Source organism: Bacillus sp. FSL K6-0972, from assembly GCF_037976035.1.
GTDB lineage: Bacteria > Bacillota > Bacilli > Bacillales > Bacillaceae > Bacillus > Bacillus haynesii.
Genome location: NZ_CP150260.1, coordinates 4294438 through 4312404 on the forward strand (window position 1 = coordinate 4294438; position 17967 = coordinate 4312404).

At 45.4% G+C, this 17967-nt stretch carries 17 protein-coding genes; 4 read left to right on the forward strand and 13 right to left on the reverse strand.

From position 1 onward, the window contains the following. Nucleotides 1–15 precede the first annotated feature (15 nt). The 4 genes from yidA to MKX80_RS21775 all read right to left on the reverse strand — a co-directional run bounded on the left by yidA (nucleotide 16) and on the right by MKX80_RS21775 (nucleotide 3291). The gene (yidA, locus tag MKX80_RS21760; RefSeq protein WP_154999281.1) at nucleotides 16–828 is read right to left on the reverse strand and encodes a sugar-phosphatase; all 813 of its coding nucleotides are present in this window, start codon (nucleotides 826–828) and stop codon (nucleotides 16–18) included. Nucleotides 829–982: 154 nt separating this feature from the next. After that, nucleotides 983–2032, reverse strand: coding sequence for an iron-containing alcohol dehydrogenase family protein (locus MKX80_RS21765; protein ID WP_234112471.1), 1050 nt, complete (start codon nucleotides 2030–2032; stop codon nucleotides 983–985). Next, a complete protein-coding gene (locus tag MKX80_RS21770) occupies nucleotides 2032–2682 on the reverse strand; it encodes an MtnX-like HAD-IB family phosphatase (protein WP_154999279.1) in 651 nt (216 codons plus the stop codon). The genes MKX80_RS21765 and MKX80_RS21770 overlap by 1 nt, the downstream gene beginning before the upstream one ends. Nucleotides 2683–2829: 147 nt before the next feature. After that, entirely contained in the window at nucleotides 2830–3291 is a 462-nt protein-coding gene (locus MKX80_RS21775) for a DUF3052 domain-containing protein (RefSeq protein WP_154999278.1), read from the reverse strand. 172 nt (nucleotides 3292–3463) lie between these two features. Here MKX80_RS21775 and MKX80_RS21780 point away from each other — a divergent pair, with 172 nt between their 5' ends. Further along, nucleotides 3464–4423, forward strand: coding sequence for an iron-hydroxamate ABC transporter substrate-binding protein (locus MKX80_RS21780; RefSeq protein WP_154999277.1), 960 nt, complete (start codon nucleotides 3464–3466; stop codon nucleotides 4421–4423). A gap of 26 nt (nucleotides 4424–4449) precedes the next feature. On the opposite strand, the gene MKX80_RS21785 is transcribed toward MKX80_RS21780, so the two are convergent. Continuing rightward, on the reverse strand, nucleotides 4450–4851 hold the full coding sequence (locus tag MKX80_RS21785) for a DUF6773 family protein (protein ID WP_234112473.1): 402 nt from the start codon (nucleotides 4849–4851) through the stop codon (nucleotides 4450–4452). Nucleotides 4852–5060: 209 nt separating this feature from the next. Here MKX80_RS21785 and MKX80_RS21790 point away from each other — a divergent pair, with 209 nt between their 5' ends. Then, entirely contained in the window at nucleotides 5061–5429 is a 369-nt protein-coding gene (locus tag MKX80_RS21790) for a VOC family protein (protein WP_154999275.1), read from the forward strand. A 66-nt stretch (nucleotides 5430–5495) separates the two neighbouring features. On the opposite strand, the gene MKX80_RS21795 is transcribed toward MKX80_RS21790, so the two are convergent. The 5 genes from MKX80_RS21795 to MKX80_RS21815 all read right to left on the reverse strand — a co-directional run bounded on the left by MKX80_RS21795 (nucleotide 5496) and on the right by MKX80_RS21815 (nucleotide 11157). After that, the gene (locus MKX80_RS21795; protein ID WP_154999274.1) at nucleotides 5496–6584 is read right to left on the reverse strand and encodes an acyltransferase family protein; all 1089 of its coding nucleotides are present in this window, start codon (nucleotides 6582–6584) and stop codon (nucleotides 5496–5498) included. 144 nt (nucleotides 6585–6728) lie between these two features. Further along, the gene (locus MKX80_RS21800; RefSeq protein ID WP_268342966.1) at nucleotides 6729–8615 is read right to left on the reverse strand and encodes an ABC transporter permease; all 1887 of its coding nucleotides are present in this window, start codon (nucleotides 8613–8615) and stop codon (nucleotides 6729–6731) included. Beyond that, on the reverse strand, nucleotides 8590–9354 hold the full coding sequence (locus tag MKX80_RS21805; protein ID WP_154999272.1) for an ABC transporter ATP-binding protein: 765 nt from the start codon (nucleotides 9352–9354) through the stop codon (nucleotides 8590–8592). The genes MKX80_RS21800 and MKX80_RS21805 overlap by 26 nt, the downstream gene beginning before the upstream one ends. Nucleotides 9355–9445: 91 nt before the next feature. Then, a complete protein-coding gene (locus tag MKX80_RS21810; protein ID WP_339227653.1) occupies nucleotides 9446–10453 on the reverse strand; it encodes a sensor histidine kinase in 1008 nt (335 codons plus the stop codon). Continuing rightward, entirely contained in the window at nucleotides 10450–11157 is a 708-nt protein-coding gene (locus MKX80_RS21815) for a response regulator transcription factor (RefSeq protein ID WP_154999270.1), read from the reverse strand. The genes MKX80_RS21810 and MKX80_RS21815 overlap by 4 nt, the downstream gene beginning before the upstream one ends. Nucleotides 11158–11338: 181 nt before the next feature. Between MKX80_RS21815 and MKX80_RS21820 the strand changes: the two genes are divergently transcribed. Beyond that, nucleotides 11339–11710 (forward strand): YxeA family protein, encoded by a 372-nt coding sequence (locus MKX80_RS21820; protein WP_154999269.1) that lies wholly within the window; start codon nucleotides 11339–11341, stop codon nucleotides 11708–11710. Nucleotides 11711–11738: 28 nt separating this feature from the next. Here the strand turns inward: MKX80_RS21820 and MKX80_RS21825 are convergent, their stop codons facing one another. Next, the gene (locus MKX80_RS21825; RefSeq protein WP_154999268.1) at nucleotides 11739–13424 is read right to left on the reverse strand and encodes a methyl-accepting chemotaxis protein; all 1686 of its coding nucleotides are present in this window, start codon (nucleotides 13422–13424) and stop codon (nucleotides 11739–11741) included. 163 nt (nucleotides 13425–13587) lie between these two features. Next, nucleotides 13588–15012, reverse strand: coding sequence for a sodium:alanine symporter family protein (locus MKX80_RS21830; protein ID WP_234112477.1), 1425 nt, complete (start codon nucleotides 15010–15012; stop codon nucleotides 13588–13590). Nucleotides 15013–15325: 313 nt separating this feature from the next. Here MKX80_RS21830 and ald point away from each other — a divergent pair, with 313 nt between their 5' ends. Continuing rightward, the gene (ald, locus tag MKX80_RS21835; protein WP_234112478.1) at nucleotides 15326–16456 is read left to right on the forward strand and encodes an alanine dehydrogenase; all 1131 of its coding nucleotides are present in this window, start codon (nucleotides 15326–15328) and stop codon (nucleotides 16454–16456) included. A gap of 161 nt (nucleotides 16457–16617) precedes the next feature. Here the strand turns inward: ald and MKX80_RS21840 are convergent, their stop codons facing one another. Next, on the reverse strand, nucleotides 16618–17883 hold the full coding sequence (locus MKX80_RS21840; RefSeq protein WP_339227656.1) for an arabinogalactan endo-beta-1,4-galactanase: 1266 nt from the start codon (nucleotides 17881–17883) through the stop codon (nucleotides 16618–16620). Nucleotides 17884–17967: the final 84 nt, after the last annotated feature.

The window sequence follows — 17967 nt, forward strand, 5'->3', positions numbered from 1 at the left end:
GAAAGGCCGGCTTTTTTATTTGGACAATACAAGCTCATGAATGGCGTGGGCAACGCCGTTTTCATTATTCGTAAGCGTTTCATAATCGGCCGAAGCTTTTACCTCAGGGATCGCATTCCCCATGGCAACTCCGCATCCCGCCCATTCGATCATGGACATGTCATTTCCGTTGTCTCCAATACAAATTACTTCTTCTTGCGCGATGCCTAATATGTCGGCAAGCTGCTGAACGGCATTTCCTTTACTTGCCGCAGGGTGAAGAATTTCATAAAAGAACGGCGAACTTTTCACCATTGTATAACGTTCCTTGATGTCTTCCGGTATTGCGGCGATCGTCCGGTCGAGCTTTTCCGGCTCATCGATATACATCGCCTTTGGCGCCAGAAGGTCTTTCGGGATTTCTTCAATCGTCCGGAACCGGAGCGGCACTTTGGTGACGTATGATTCGTAAACGGTATACGGGCTGATTTCCCGGTTTGGCGTATACAAATAAGCAGAATCAAAAAAGTGCATCGGAGTATCAAGCTTTTGGCTGAGCTCATATAACGATTTCACATCATCATAGCCCAGTGTCAGCTCTGACACGACTTCCTGAGTATGCGTATTTTGAACGAGCGCTCCATTATAGGCGATGACATAATCGCCGTCTTCATTTAGATTCAGTTCTTCCAAGTAACGGCTTACACCGCCGAGAGGACGGCCCGTACAGAGAACGATTTTGACGCCTTGCTTTTTTGCAGCATGCAGGGCATTTTGTACTTCCTCTGTTACTTCATGAAGATCATTCAACAATGTTCCATCCATATCTATCGCGATTAGTTTGTACATTTTACACTCTCCCTGATCAGAATCGAGCCCTAACATCGTACTTATGACCCATACCTTCTTTATTGTATCACAGCTTTTCCCCGTCATTTTCATCTGGTGCCCACGGAAAAAACGCCTTACAGCAAATAAGGCGTTTTTCGGGCCGCTGGCCTGCTTAAAATATTTCCTGCAGAATCGGATCTTCATCAAGGATGCGAAGCGCTTTTTCACGATAGCCGGCTTCATGCAAGTACGTATAGCGGTTGGGCTTGACTGTGTACGACAAATTGACCGCCTCGCGAAACTCATCTTTGTTCAGATTCAGCGTTTTGACATATTGGAAAAAGCCCGTTCTCGTAAATACCTTTTCAATCCGCTCAGCCCGGTGATCCTGTACATGGGCCATGATGTAGGTGGCTACCCCGACTTGAATGCCGTGCATCTGCGGTTTTTCCGCAATTTTGTCCAAGGCATGGGAAATCAGATGCTCAGAACCGCTAATCGGCGCGCTGTTTCCGCTGATTTCCGTGGCGATGCCGCCCATTGTCAAAGAACTGACAAGCTCTTTTAAAAAGATTGGCTGTTTAATATCCTGCATCGGCGTACGGACAAAACTGTTGACCGCTTTCTTGCTGAGCATCGACGCAAACGCGTTTACATCGCTGACCCCGTGCCGCTCTTCAAACTCCCAATCATAAAGAGCCGTAATATTGGACATCAAATCGCCGATCCCCGCCAAAATAAAATAATCCGGCGCTTTTTGAATGATACTCAAATCAGCTATGATTCCGTAGGGAACCCTTGCCGGCACGGTTGTTTTTTTCCCTTCGACCTGAAGCGAGCAATTGCTGCTCGCAAACCCGTCATTGGATGCCGACGTCGGAATGCTGATAAACGGGGCCCGCTTGGAAAAGGCGATGTATTTTCCGCAATCGACAACATACCCGCCGCCCATGGCGATGATGACATCGTAATTCCCAATTGAAAATGCCTGCTTCAAAAGTTCCTGTATGTCCAGATTGGACGGCAGCAGAACAGCTTCAACTTTGACATGTTGAAAGGCGGTTTTTAATGAATGCTCATACTGCTGATAGGAAAAATCGTCAAAAAACATGATCGCCTTGTCAAACTGATGTTTTCTCAATATCTCATCCAAACGGCCAAGCACGCCTTCACTAATGTCCAAAACCGCGGGGATGGCTATGCTGGTAACCTGGCGCGGCATTAGACGATCCGCCCTTTTTCTTTAAGATATTGTTCAATATCTTCAAATGTTTCAACGGCTACAAATGGCACCTCCTGCTGACGCAGCAAATCCTGAAGCGCATCTTTTGCAAACGTAACATCCGCAAATTTAGCCGGGTGCGAATCCGGTTCACTGTCGCCTGCAAAATAAATCGTCTCATACTTTTCTTTCAGCTTTTGAATGACCTTTGATTTATCAATCCCATAGCGCTCAGAGTAATGCCAATGATTCTCATCAATTTCCATATGAACATTATCTTCTTTAAAAAAGCCTTTATTTGAATAGACCTCAACGTCTGTAATTCCGTATTTCTTTAAAATATAATGAATGTAATAATCCGTGCCGGCGCTTAATATGTAGAAGTCGCCGCCGTTTTTCTGGACATGCTGAATGAAGTCTGGCACATATTCATCAATCGGTATGGAATGGATGTCATCAATAATTTTTTGTTCGCTTTGATTAATCGAAGCAAAAACGGTTCCCAAAAATTCGATATCTTTTAATTCTCCGGACTTCCACTTCTTGAACAATTCACGGCCTTCCGGAAAATATTTATCAATGACCATCCAGTAAAAATCCTGTTTGGAAATCGTCCCATCAAAGTCTGATACAAATGCCCATTTCTCCATGCTGCATACCTCTTTTCTATGGTATTTTAAAAGATTAGATTCATTATACAAAAAGTTTGTGAACCATTGAACATAATTTTATTTCTTTTTTGTGTACTTTCGTTTACAAGCTGAATATTCTGCCCCCTGAAAAGAGGCATATTATGATCATTCTTGATCTGTACGCTGTTTACCTTTTTCTGTTACGGCAAATTTGCGCTTCATCGTTTTAATGTTTTCCGCCTTGCGAAATCTGAGCGCAGACCAGTCTTCATCTATTGCAATTTGCCGAACCGGTTCATAGCCTTGGTCCGCAAGCAGCCCGGCTACGGTCTCGCGGCTGCAGTCCGATCCTTTGTAAACTTTCGATGATTTTTTCGGGTAGCAAAGCCAAAACAAGCCGTCTTCCGCCAGATGACGTTCAGCCTCCTTGGCTAAATCCTGCAACTTTGCATTCGTCGCTGCGAATACCTGAACAAAATCATATTGGTCAGCTTCGGCCTGATGATGAACATGGCCTTGAAATTCAGCCATGATGCCAGTGTATGCCTCAGGCGGATTCACGATCAGTACAGGCTGTCCATTATCCTTGAACTGCAGTTTTTTGATCACCGGGTTCGTTTCTGCCATCTCTTATCAATCCTTTTTCTGTTTATAGTAACAAATTAACCAAAACAGCACTAATCATACTTAGCAAAAAAGTGATAGACGAAAGAGGGATTGATCTGCTATATTTACATTGATAATGCGAATCATTATCACTTAGAGAATTTCATATGCTTTATATCAACAGGAGGGTCAAGTGAAAAAGAACTTATTGATAATCGGTTTAGTTATGCTGTTGTGTATAGTGGTCAGCGCCTGCGGAAGCGGCAATTCGTCAAACGGTAACAAAGAAAAAGCGGCTGAAGAAACGACAAGAACATATCAATCAACGCGTGGAAACGTGGACATTCCAACACATCCAAAGCGCATCGTGACAGACTTTTATGCCGGAGAGCTGTTCACGGTCGGCGCCAATGTCGTCGGCTCCGGCTCGTGGTCTTTCTCCAATCCATTTTTAAAGGACCGCATGAAAGATGTAACGGATTTAGGCGACCCGATTAATGTGGAAAAAGTCATGAAACTGAAGCCTGATTTAATTGTCGTGATGAACGACGAAAATTACGACAAACTGTCCAAAATCGCACCGACCGTTGTGATTCCTTATAACACGGCGAAAAATGTTCAGGAAACCGTTAAGATGTTCGGCGACATTGCAGGCGCTAAAGAAGAAGCTGAACAATTCCTTGCCGATTTCGAACAGAAATCGAAAGCAGCGAGGAAAAAAATTGCTCAAGTCGTCGACAAAAATGCTACTTTCGGTATTTATGAAAACACGGAAAAAGGCCAATTCTGGGTGTTCAATGACAACGGCGGCCGCGGAGGCCAAGCCGTGTACAATGCGCTCGGCTTAAAAGCGCCTGAAAAGATTCAAAAAGACATCTTCAAAAAAGGTGAAATCAAAGAACTTTCCTTGGAAGTCGTACCTGAATATGCAGCCGACTACATGTTCGTGACAGACTATAACCCGAACGGCGACAGCAAAACACTGAACAAGCTGAAGCAGTCTTCCATTTGGAAAAACCTTGACGCCGTCAAGAATAACCGTGTCTTTATCAACGACTTTGACACGTTCTACCCGTACGATCCGATCTCTGTCAGCAAACAGGTTGATTTGATTACGGAGATGCTGGTGAAGCGTGAGAAGGAGAATAAGTAAAAAAAGCTGGAATTTCCAGCTTTTTTTTATTGTTTTCTTTCTTTTATGCTTGAAAGCTTAAAAGCAAATTGAAAGATAAAAAAGAAAGGAATGTAGAAAAGAAAAAACATCAATATTTGAAATAATGCCCCTTCTAAAGTAAATGGATATGAAATGTCATGAAACAAAAAAGATAATCCCATCCAAACAACAAAGGCAAAAATCGCAGCTTTAAAGCCAAGTCCCCTCTTTTTTCTCAACAGACCTTTGCTCACGAGCCTAATAGAATAATAGCCACTGCCAATGAAAAAAAGAATGATCAGCAAGAGATTGCTCGGTATCTCGTATACTGTCGTGATAAAGATGGAAATAAAGATTAGTGAAAGAAGAAGCACAAACCCTTCATATCCAATTTTTCTTTCCTGCCCAGCTTTTTTATTTTCACTCATTTCGTTCGCCTCCTTTCTACTGTTTTCCATTTAAACCAACAGAAGTCATGTTAACAATAATCATCCATGTAAACAATGATTTAACACGCATGCCGCCGCTTCAGCTCATCACTCCTGTTTCACGTGAAACAAAAAATGCAGCAAAAAATAGATATTTTGGAATCAATTGCGCAAAATGAAAATAATAACAAAAAAGGGGGGAGATCATAATGGGAATTGAAAAGGTTGGACAAATCGGGGTACCAGTTCAAGACTTGGAGCGGGCTTCGGCATTTTATCAGGATGTACTGGGCCTGTCCCTTTTATTTCGGACAGATCGCGTGGCTTTCTTTGAGTGCGGCGGACTGCGGCTTCTTCTCAGCCTCCCGGAAAAAGACGAATTTGCTCATGCAAGCTCCATCATTTATTTTCAAGTTGAAGATTTGCCAGCAGTATATAATGAAATCGCAACAAAAGGCGTTTCTTTTCCAATAGAGCCGCATGTGGCCGCGAAAATCGAGCAAACGGAAACCTGGATGGCCTTCTTTAAAGATACCGAAGGAAATACCCTCGCTTTGATAAGTGAAGTGCAAATATAAAAAAGCGAAAAAACCTTGCGGCACAATCCGCCGCTCTGGCTTTTCGCTCTATCAATAGCTATGACGTTAACCCGCATGATGACGTACTTTTTGCTCCATTCGCCTCTTTTTCGGCACATAAATTTTTCCGACAAACATATAGCCGTACTTCAATTTATTGACGGCCCAGGATATGAAAACCGCAGCACCTGTAGATATGAAAAACAAAAGCAAAACAGCCGAAACCGTACCGATGCTGTCAAGGGTGGTCAAGATGACCAATCCGAAAATCAGGATAAAAGCGTGCAATAAATAAATAGAAAAAGAATAGTTGCTGATCATCATGATCAGCTTCGGCACCGACTTCAGTTTTGAAAACAGGTGAAAGCATAAGAAAATGATGCTTGTCGAATAAAGCAGGATATCCGGACGCTTTGACGTCACCGCGATGTCTTGTCCGAAGTAAGAAACCGCTACAATGAAACATCCGGTCACAGCAGCCGCTGCATACACCGTATGCCTGTATCGTTCCAGCAATGCCAAAAAGCTCTCGTAATTCTTGCCGCAATAATAGGCCAAACAAAAGTAAAAGAGCCAGCCGGGAAACGGCACCCACGAAAAAGGAAACGGCGCCTCCTCCTGAACAACCGGAGGATGAATGAACGTGAAATAGCTCAAATAAGCCGCTGTGACCACAAAAGAAACCGAAAGCACCCATTTAGGCGACGCCTTTTGCAAAAATGAATGGAAGCACATGTGCAGCAAGTAAAATTGAAAAATGACGAGGATGAAGTAACCGATGAAATTCCCCAAGAATATATTCGTCAACAGTTTTTTAATAATGACCGATGCATGAAATTGCTGCATCATCAGACCTGCGGTCATAAAAGCATCCAAAACAGCGATAAATAGAAAAGGGATGAAAATTGTTTTAAACCGCTTTTTTAAAAACCCGTCCGGAACGCCGCCAGGGTAAGCATGCGCGAGCAAAAATTCGGAAATAAAAATAAACGCCGGCGTACTGAACATCAGGAGCGTTCTGAAAGATTCAACAACCCGAAAAACCGCATCTCCCAGCATGTCCGCCCGCACAATGAGCACCATCGATATCGCATGAAGCAAAACAACGCTTAAACAGGAGATACAGCGAATAACAAATATTTCTTTTACTTGCAAATCGATCACTCCTCTTTCAAATTTGAAATAATATCAAATTAACATAATCATCCAAATGAGGAAAGAGGCAAAATACATAGGTATGTTTATCCCAAATTTGCCGGCTGCAAGTATAAAAAAAGATTAGACGCAGTCTAATCTTTTTTAAATCGCCGCTTTTATCTGTTTTGTATAGTAGAAGCGGACGATGAAATAATATATGACCTGGATGGCGAAGAACACGCCGAGCACCATTGCGGATTCCTTGAACAGATTGTACTGAAAGGCATGCGATAAAGCGGTCAGCGCCACAGCTCCATGGACAAGAGCAACAGCGATGGGCGCGAAGAACAGAATGCCGATCTGCCTGTTCAGCACTTTATGCAGTTCCCGGTCTGTTAAGCCCATTTTGGCAATCGATTTGAATTTCTGCTTATCATCGTCCAAATCGGTGTACAAGCGGAAGTAGAGGAAGCTTCCTGCTGAAACGAAGAAGACGATTCCGATAAACAGTCCGATAAATAGTATCGGGCCATATCCTTTGCTTAAATCATATATCTCATAATCTACAGCCCCGAAATACATGTAATCCAGTTTCTTTTGCAAAGCCTCCCCGGCTTTCACTAAAGCCATGCCGTCAGCTTCTTTTGCCTGCCAGGCATAGAACCGGTTTTCGCTTTTCGGTTTTTTCAACTGTGCGAAATCTTTGTCTGTCACAATATAATAGCTGTTTTCAGATAACGCTTTTGAACGGACCGTTTTGTCAGCCTGCAGCTTGTGTCCGGTTGCAAGAGGGATTGATGAAGGGAGCGGCTGGTCGTCTTCTCCCTCTAGGCCAACCTTGACATCATACTCGGCAGCTGCGGCTTTCCCTTCTTCAAGCTTGACGTGGTCGGCCCCGACCAGATCGGCAAACTTGTTATAGTCAGATTCTTTCACAATCAGCATGTCATTGCCATCGACATCGAAATATTGAAGGACAGCTGATGCTTTGTCTGTTTTGATATTTCGTTCTTTTAGCGTGTCGTTGATGAAAGCCACGTCTTGTTCGGTGTCTTTGTTTGTTTTCGGCGGTTTATATGAGAACGTATGCGGGTTCATATCTTTAATTCCATTTGTCAGCAGAGTTTGGAAACCGTACAGCGTCCCAATCGCACTGAACGCGACAGTAGAGATAATGGCCACCATAAAAAACGTCCGCGCATTGTCTTTCATCCGGTAAGACAGATCAGAAAACAAAATCATATTCGTTTTCCGCCAAAACAGGCTTTCCCGTTTTTTGAGCCTGCGGATCACATAAACACTCAGTTGCGTAAACAGCAGATATGTGCCGATAATGACAACAATCGTCACCGGCACCATCGCCGCAAGAACGCCTATTCCTTTGACAACCAAAGCGGTGTAATAGCCTCCGGCAAGCAGCACAGCTGCAATCAGTGTAAGCAAGGCAGATGCTTTCGGCTCCCCTTTGGAGATTTTGTTCCCTTTTAGCAGAACAATCAGCTTCTCGCTCCTGAGCACAAACGACACAAGAAAAGAGATAAATAAGAACAGGCCGTTAAAAGAAATAAACGTCACAATCATCGCCATCAACGGGAAGTAAAAATCGAGCTTGTTATCAATAATCAGCACATTTTCCGCTGTGAGCAGTATCAATTTGGCGAAGACAAGTCCGAGCACAATTCCGCCGATTGTCGCAAAAAAGCCAATCAGCATATTTTCAAGAAATACCATCATGCGAATTTGGCGCATCGACATCCCTTGAATCATTAAAACGCCGAATTCCTTTTTTCTCGATTGAAGAAATGAACTCATCGAGTACAGCACAAAGAAAAAAGAGAAGACAAAAATAATGCCGCCGGCGACCAACAGGCCAAAGGATGCATGCTGCCCGATGCCGGAGGTCAAAGAATCACTTGTCATCACCGGGTGGAAAGCAAAGATCGCGAATGCGAAAAAAACCATCACTGTAAACATGCTGCTGAGAAAATAAGCGGCATACAGCCTTTTGTTGCGAATGACGTTGTTAAACGCGAACTGACGAAAGGTCATTTGCATCCCCTCCCAACAAGGACAGTGTATCGAGAATCTTTTGGAAAAACGCTTGGCGGTTATCGCCGCGGTTGATCTCCGAATACAGCTTTCCGTCCTTAATAAAGACGACCCGGTTGCAATAGCTTGCCGCCTGAGCGTCATGCGTGACAAGCATCATGGTCGCTTTTTCGTTGCGGTTGATCGATTCAAGCATTTCCATCACATCTTTGGATGACTTTGAATCAAGGTTGCCCGTCGGCTCATCGGCAAGCAGAAGCTTCGGCGAATGAATCATCGCTCTCGCTACCGCGGCGCGCTGGGCCTGGCCGCCTGATATTTCATATGTGCGCTTTTTCATGATCTGGGTAATCCCCAGCTTTTCGGCTAAATCGTTTGCCTTCCGCTTCATTTCCCTGACCTTTTCGCCGTCAAGCGTCAAAGGCAGTACGATGTTTTCTTCAACGGTTAATGTTGGCAGGAGATTAAAGTCCTGAAACACAAATCCTAGCTCTCTGCGGCGAAATTTAGCCAATTTTTCTTTTTTGAGAACATGCGGATTTTGGCCGTTGATCAATATTTCGCCCGTCGTCGGTTCATCGATCGTTGCAATCATATTTAATAGGGTCGTTTTTCCGCTTCCCGACGGCCCCATAATGCCGACGAATTCACCTTTATCAATCGTTAGGTTAATATCCGTTAACGCGCGGTACGCAATTTTTCCTTCGTAAATCTTACTGGCTTGTTTGACCTGAAGCATCACAAGATCTCCTTTCACCTTTAACTTTCGATCTGTGATCAGTTTACCTGAATCTCTTGTTGATGAACTATCGATTCTTCTTTCACTTTCATTACATCGATGTAAGGTTTTGCGTAGCCGTGAAAATCAGCCGGATTGTCGTGCCTTTCCCTTCTTGCGATTCAAGTTCGATCCGGTGGCCGAGCTGGTCAGCCGCCGCTTTTGCCAAGTAAAGACCCATTCCGGTTGATTCTCTGAAACGGCGTCCGTTTTCTCCTGTGAAAAACGGGTCGAATACCCGCTTTTGATCTGTATCCGGAATACCGGCGCCGAAATCTGTCACTTCCAATACCGCTTCCGAATCGTTTTCACCAATAGAAATCATAACCGTATTGCTTTTTCCTGCCGAATATTTGACCGCATTGTTGACAAACTGGGAAATGATGAAAAACAGCCACTTTTCATCTGTTTCGACGGTGATGCTTTTTTTGACTTCCTTGAACTTAGGATAAACTTGACTGCGAATATAGAAGCGCTTGTTTTCGCGATTGACCTCGTGAACGATATCCGCCAATGCGACCGGTTTTATACGGAAGTCCTGCTCGATCGTCCGCAGCCTGGCCATATAGAGAATCGTATTGAGGCCCGTTTTCATTCGCTCGGTCTCCTCGCGGATGCTGGATGATTCCGGTTCATCCAAATCTTGAGCCGTCAGTTCGATGACCGACAACGGTGTCTTCATTTGGTGCACCCATTGTTCCATGAAGGTCAAATGCTCTTTTTGTCCAAGCTCCAGCTTCTTTAATTCTTGGCGGTATTGCCTGTACTGGCTTTTCAGCAGCTGTTCAAGCGCTTCTGACAGAGGGGATTGGGGCTGATTTGATTGCCTGAAGGTGTCATCCAATGAATCCAGCCCGCTCGTCATCCGCTTGTAGAACTTCCGGCGCGTATAGTAATGGTAGAAAAGATAGCAGCCAAGAAAGAAAAAACCGAGAAAAACGGCATAAAAAGCCGGCCTAATGCGCTGATATCCATCAAGCCAGTACACCAACAGCATCGTGATAAACTGCAGCACCTGCACAGCAATCAACAGATAGTGTTCTTTGAAAAAAAGCTTCATTCCTCTCCCGCCTTCACCCAGGATATATTCAAGCGGTAGCCCGCGCCCCGCACTGTTTCAACTGCATCTTCAATACCGAGCTCCTGAAACTTTTTTCGGACACGCGTAATGTTGACATTAAGCGTATTCTCATCCACATACGCCTGATCATCCCACAGCTTGGCCAGCAAATCTTCCCGACCGGAAATCCTCGGGTGGCGTTCCATTAAGCTTTCGATAATATCGGCTTCTTTTTTCGTCAAAGCAGCCGTTTGACCGGCAAATGTCAGTTCAAGTCTTTCCGGATACAGCCGCAGTCCTTCTTTTTCGAGAAGCCGTTCCTCCGCCTTTGCCGCATACTCCCCATAAGCCCTGCGAAGCTGGCTGCGTATTTTTGCCATGACGATCTCGGCGTGAAACGGCTTGGTAATAAAGTCATCTCCGCCGTTTTCCAATGCCATCACCTGATCCATTTCGCCCGTCCGCGCCGAAATGAACAAGACGGGGCAAATCGATTCCTGGCGGATTTGCCGGCACCAGTAATAGCCGTCAAAGCTCGGCAGATTAATATCAAGCAGAACAAGATCAGGCGCAGTGCTTTTGAACTCATCCATGACACGGTCAAAGTCTTTCACTACATGAACGTTGTATCCGTATTTAACAATATGCGATTTTAACAGATCTGCAATCTTCGGGTCGTCTTCTACAATCATCACTTTTTGCATCTCGGTCTCTCCTTTTGTTTGGATATATTATGACACGAAGCGCTCTGATAAACAAAAGCCGCCTCATTCCGTCCTACCTTACAATCATGTAAGTGTACTGTAATATGAATCAATATCTTCTCCCTTAGCTTCTTTTATAAAATAATACCATCCACAAACTGAATGAAAGAGGAGAAGGTATATGAAGACACAAGCGGGCGGCCTGATTGCCGCTGTTCTGATCGCAGTTGCCGGCGTTTTTATCCTGCAGAAAGCGACAGGGGGCCTTGTGCCGCTGGCCGATGATTTCATACAAGGCCAAGGAAAGCCTGAGGCTTATTATCTCAAAGCTGAAGATCATGCAGAAAAGCTGAATAATGGAAAGTACAACTATACATTAACCGGATATGACGCGAGCGGACACAAACAGCAGATTAACGCAGAGGCAGACAAAAAACTGCTTCCCGGCGCTTTCATCAAAGTATGGGCGTACGGAACGAAAGGCAAAAGCTTGACTGAAGTACACGAAGAAGAAATCCCTGAGGGCGCTTTGGCCGCCATGAAAACCAATTAAAACCCCATCGCCTGATGGGGTTTTCTGCTTAATATTTAAATCGATTAATGACGGTTTGTAGTTCTTCAGCCAATTGAGACAGCGATTCTGCTGCATAAGAGATTTCTTCCATCGAAGCCAGCTGCTCCTGGGTTGAGGAAGCAACCGCTTTTGTGCTGGCCGACGTTTCCTGTGATCCGGATGCCAATGTTTGAATGGTGTTTTGAACCATTTCGACACCTGATGTCAGCTGCTGAGTAGAAGCTGCGACTTCTTGGATTTGAGAAGCAACCTGTTCCACCAAATTCAAAATTTCGTTGAAATTGCCGGTCGTCTCCTGGGACAGAGCGATTCCGGAGCTGACATTTTCTTGGACGACTTTAATATTATTTACCGTTTCTACCGATTCATTTTGGATCGTTGTGACCAAGGATTGAATGTGGTTCGCGGACTTATTCGTTTCGTCTGCCAATTTCCGGACCTCTTCCGCTACGACGGCAAACCCTTTTCCTTGTTCTCCCGCTCTTGCTGCTTCAATTGCCGCGTTCAGCGCCAGCAAATTCGTCTGCTCCGAAATATCGGTGATGAGCGAAGAAATGTTGCTGATTTCCGCCGTGCTTGACACGAGCGCCTGCAGGCCGCTGCCGGCTGAGTCGACGGATTTATCAATGAAATTCATTTGTTCGAGCATTTTATGAACGGACTCGGAGCCGATTTCGGCTTTGTCTCTCATCGAAGACGACAAATCCGCTATGCTGCCTGTATTGGAGGCAACGGATGATAAACGGTCCAGCAATTCATGAATCGATTCCGAGCTTTTTTCTGTCATTTCGCTCTGCGTCATATTGCTGTCCGCAATCGCCTGCATCTCTTCCGAAATCAACTCGGAGGTCGATTTCGATTCCTCCGCGCTTGCCGACAACTGTTCAGAGGATGCGGCGACTTGTTCAGACGAGCTGCTGATCTGCTTCACAATTTGCGTCAGCGACTGAACAAAAGCATTGAAAGAATTTGCAAGTTGGCCGAACTCGTCTTTATTTTTGACGATCACTTTTTTGGTTAAATCCGCCTCGCCGTGGGCGATTTCCTCAAGCTGCTGATTCAGGCTTCTCAACGGTACCAGAATAGACTTCAAGAGCAGCAGGCTCAAAACAATTCCCAATAGGGCTGATACTCCTGTGACAATGATGATGACCCATTCGCTCATCGTCCCATTGGCTCTGATCTCTGCCTTCAGATCTTCCACCTCTTGTTCCAGGCTTTCGACCAGCTGATTGACAGACGGATCGAGGACATCTTTTCTTAATGTTCTTTCCTCTCCGAAATGGATCGATTCGGCTTTTTTAGGGCTTGAAGCGTAAGTCTGCATGACTTGTTGATTTAAATCCCAATAAGCCTTGAAATTTTCTTTAATTTCTTCGACGTTTGCTTTGTATGCTTCTTCCCGGATCAGTTTGCCGGCGCGGTCAAGACTCTTTAAAACATCGTCAGCCTTATCCTTCATTCCTTCACTGTATTCATTGTCTCCGTTCATAATAAGGCCTCTCTCGTCATTCGACAAGCCGGTCAGACGGTATTGAATATGCTTAATCTCTTTTTGAAATTCCATCTTGTCCTTAAGTTCTTCATTCTTTTTCACCGTAGAAGAAATCATAAAAACAGAGGAACCTCCGATTCCGAGGATTGAAACGACTAAAATTGATATGATTCCCAGCAGTTTTGTTTTCACTTTCATTATGGTGATCCTTTCTCCTTTATGTCATCAATGATGAAATGCAATTTTCAAATTAAATATCTTCTTCATTTCATAGTATCGACATTTTTCGTCAAAATTTGAGATTTTGTATGAATGTAAGCCGAAGAAAAAGCTCTGCCGGGAAGGCAGAGCTTTTGAATAATTAATGAATTGATTTACTTGGCGGACCCGCCGATTTGGTATGTTCATAGAAGTGATGGAAATAATCATTTGTCTCTGCTTTGATGACTTTCCAAAGCAGCAGGATGGCGATCAGGTTTGGAATCATCATCAGCGCATTCGCCATATCGGCAAACGCCCATACGGTGACGAGGTTGGCAATGGTCCCGATGCCGCAGGCGAGGATGTAGACCAGCCTGTAGCCCGCAATTCCTTTGGAACCGGCCAAATACTCGAAACACTTTTCTCCGTAAACATACCAGCCGACAATTGTAGAGAACCCGAAGAAAATCACCGACAGCGACACAATGTATTCGCCTGCCGCGCCGAGTACTGAGGCAAAAGCCGCGCTCGTCAATGCCCCGCCTTCCAGGCTGGCATTATGGGCCACGCCTGATATCAAGCCGCCAGACGGGTCCCAGAAACCGGTAATGATGAGGGTTAAACCGGTCATCGTACACACCACGATCGTAACGATAAATGTCCCGGTCATTGCGACGAGCGCCTGTTTTACCGGATGGTCTGCACGCGCATTTCCGGCGATTAGCGCGGCCGTCCCAAGGCCTGCTTCATTTGAAAAAATACCGCGGGATACCCCGTTCCGAACCGCTTCAGATACGGCTATTCCAAGGAAGCCGCCGGCTGCGGCCACAGGATGAAAAGCATAATAGAAAATCAGCTCAAAAGCCGGAATAATCTTGTCATAATTCAAAATCAGAATCAAAATCGCCCCGCCCATGTAAAGAAAAGCCATGATCGGTACAAAGAAGCTGGCAACCGTGCTGATCCGCTGGATGCCACCGAAGATAATGACGCTGACGAGAATGACCAGAATCAGCCCTGTCACCCAGTTTTCAATGCCGAAGCTGTTCTTCGTAATATCAGCGATCGTATTGGATTGGACACTGTTGCCTATCCCCAAAGCGGCAAAAGCTCCAAACAGCGCAAAGGCGATGGCGAGTCCTTTAAATCTGCGGCCGAGTCCGCGTTCGATATAATACATCGGCCCGCTTGAATATTCCCCTTTTTCATTTTTTACGCGGAATTTAACAGCGAGTAAGGCTTCCGCGTATTTCGTTGCCATGCCCAACAGCCCGACAACCCACATCCAAAAGATCGAACCCGGTCCGCCGAGTGTCAATGCCGTCGCGACACCTGCGATATTTCCGTTTCCGATCGTGGCGGCAAGCGCTGTCATCAAAGCTTTAAAATGGCTTACATCCCCTTCGGCAGCCGCGTCTTTGCTGTCTTCCTTGCCAAACCCGATCTTAAACGCATAGATCAGGCGGCGAAATTGCAGTCCTTTTAAAACAATCGTTAAAAATAAGCCTGTCCCAAATAATAAAATTAAACTGGGCGGCCCCCATAGTACCTTATTAATCTTGCCTAGTATTTCTAAGATATCCATATGACTCACTCCTGACAAAGATAACGCTTTCATAGCTGCATGAGATATTCTATCACAACGGAAAATGGTTATGTTTGTGAAATGACACAAAATGTAATCGCTTACATTTGTTTTTTTAACAAAGCTATTTTTAAAAGAAAAAAATTTTAAAAGATAACTTATCTCATCAAGCCTTTCACCTTATTCAACGTTCACCAATTTGTTAAATTTCACAAAAAAGCGCTTACATTTTTAATTTTACACACGATGCTCTTCCCGATTCAGAGATTTATACTAGCGATAGAATCATATTTCATTTGAGGGGGACGACATCATGATCATTGGAATTCCTAAAGAAATTAAAAACAACGAGAACCGTGTAGCCATTACTCCGGCCGGAGTAGTCGCGCTAAAAAAAAGCGGTCATCAAGTTTTAATCGAACAGGGAGCCGGACTTGGAAGCGGCTTTGAGGATGCCGACTACAAAGCAGCCGGAGCGGAGATTTTGGTTGAAGCGAAAGATGTGTGGGGAAAAGCGGATATGGTCATGAAGGTGAAAGAGCCGATCAGCTCTGAATACGGCTATTTCCGAAAAGGACTTGTTTTATTTACGTATCTGCACTTAGCAGCTGAACCTAAGCTTGCGAAAGCGCTTGTGGACAGCGGCGTCACAGCCATCGCTTACGAAACGGTCGAAGTGAACCGGACGCTTCCGCTCCTGACTCCAATGAGTGAAGTCGCCGGACGCATGGCTTCACAGATCGGCGCGCAATTTCTTGAGAAATCAAAAGGCGGCAAAGGCATCCTGTTATCGGGCGTACCCGGTGTAAAACGCGGAAAAGTCACGATCATCGGCGGCGGAGTGGTCGGTACGAACGCTGCCAAAATCGCTGTCGGACTTGGTGCTGACGTCACTTTGATCGACTTGAGCGCTGAGCGCCTCCGTCAGCTCGATGACCAGTTTGGCAAAGACATTCAAACGCTTATGTCCAACCCGCTCAACATTGCGGAAGCCGTAAAAGACTCAGACCTAGTCATCGGCGCCGTCTTAATTCCTGGTGCAAAAGCGCCGAAGCTTGTCACAGAAGAGATGATTCAGTCGATGTCCCCAGGCTCAGTTGTTGTAGACGTGGCGATTGACCAGGGCGGCATTATTGAAACGGTTGATAAAATCACCACGCATGATAATCCGACTTATACGAAGCACGGCGTTGTCCACTATGCCGTCGCCAATATGCCGGGAGCCGTTCCACGTACATCAACGATCGGCTTAACAAATGTCACCATGCCTTACGCTTTGCAAATTGCAAATAAAGGCGTTGAACAAGCAGTCGCCGAAAATCAGGCGCTCGCTCTCGGCGTCAACGTTGCAAACGGAAGCATCACCTACAAGGCCGTCGCCCGCGACCTTGGATATGAATACGTACCTGTAGAAGATGCATTTCAAACGGTAACCGCTGGTTAAGCGGACTTTATCTCTCCGTCAAATGGATGGAGAAACATTTAAAAACTCTTTCTGACTGTCCTTTCACGAAAAAAGGCCGGATATCATCCGGCCTTTTTTCATTGCTTTCCGGCAATCGGCGTTCGCCTTTATCTTAGAAATCGGCTACAAGTCAATTTTTGTTATGGTGTTCCCGTATCAACATATTTAAACACATGAAGCGACGGCAATGGACGTCCTTTAAAATCAAACAATGCCTGATTGTCTACGGCGCTGCCGCCAAACCACCTTCCTGCGTCTTCCGGGTCATATTCAGCGGCATAGCTTGTGGCCCAGCCTGAGCCGTATGTCTCCCAAAGCGCTTTATTTTTCTTGAGCTGGTGAGCCGGCCCCACCGGAATCCATGCCGGTTCCCAATAGAAAACGCCGATTCCGGCTTCACCTACGTCGCTGACCGCTTGAATCACATCACGGACCGCGTTCGCCTGCCCTTGAACGGTGACCGGATAATTCAGTGTTTGACCGTTTTTAGGAGCTGTATTTTCGTGCCCGTCTCCGTCTTCAGCCGTATACGTATAAGATGTCTCGGCAACCATGACTTTTTTGCCGTACGTATCTGCGACTGATGTCAGGACGGATGTTAAATTCTTCAGCGTGCCATGCCAAAACGGATAATACGAGCTTGCAAACACATCGTAGTCTACGTGATGCCGATGAAGCGTCTCGGCAATCCAAGCATACCTGCCGGACGTCTCCGGATTGGTAAAATGCAAGGCGACTAAAATATTCGAATCCGTCTCCCGGATCGCTTGACTCCCCGCATTGAATAATTGGCTCATCTTCCCCCAATCCGTTTCACCGGCAAAGCCCCCGTTTGTTTCGTTTCCGACTTGCACCATGCCAATGTCGATGCCCGCTGCTTTCATCGCTTCAAGGCTTTGTTTTGTATATTGATAAAGCGCCGTCTTTTTATCTTCGAAGCTTAGGTTCGCCCATGCTTTCGGCGCTTTTTGTTTCGCCGGGTCCGCCCAGAAATCGGAGTAGTGGAAATCCGCCAGCAGCTTCATTCCGTTGGCAGTGGCCCGTTTTCCGATCTGAATCGCTTTTTCCAAATTATTGTTGCTCCCTCCATAGCCGTTGCCGTTGGCATCATAGGGATCATTCCATATGCGCACCCGGACATAATTGACGCCTGCTTCCTTCAGCGTTTTGAATATATCCTGTTTCATTCCGGATTCATTGTAAAAGGCGACGCCGCTCTCTTCCAAAGCGATGATGCTCGAAACATCAACCCCTTTTATAAAATCCTTGTGAAGCCCTGAGACCTTTTCGACAAAAAGGCCGCTTTCTGCCGCCCTTGAACCTCTGACGGCTTCCGCCGGACCGCTGGTTCCAAATGCGCCCAACACAAAAATCACCACCACAAAAACAGCCAGCACGTTTTTCATGAAGCTCGCTTCTCCCCTTTCATGATTGACACTAAACAAGAAAACGCTTTCATTACTTCAGCAAGAGAAACATCCACTTTAAAG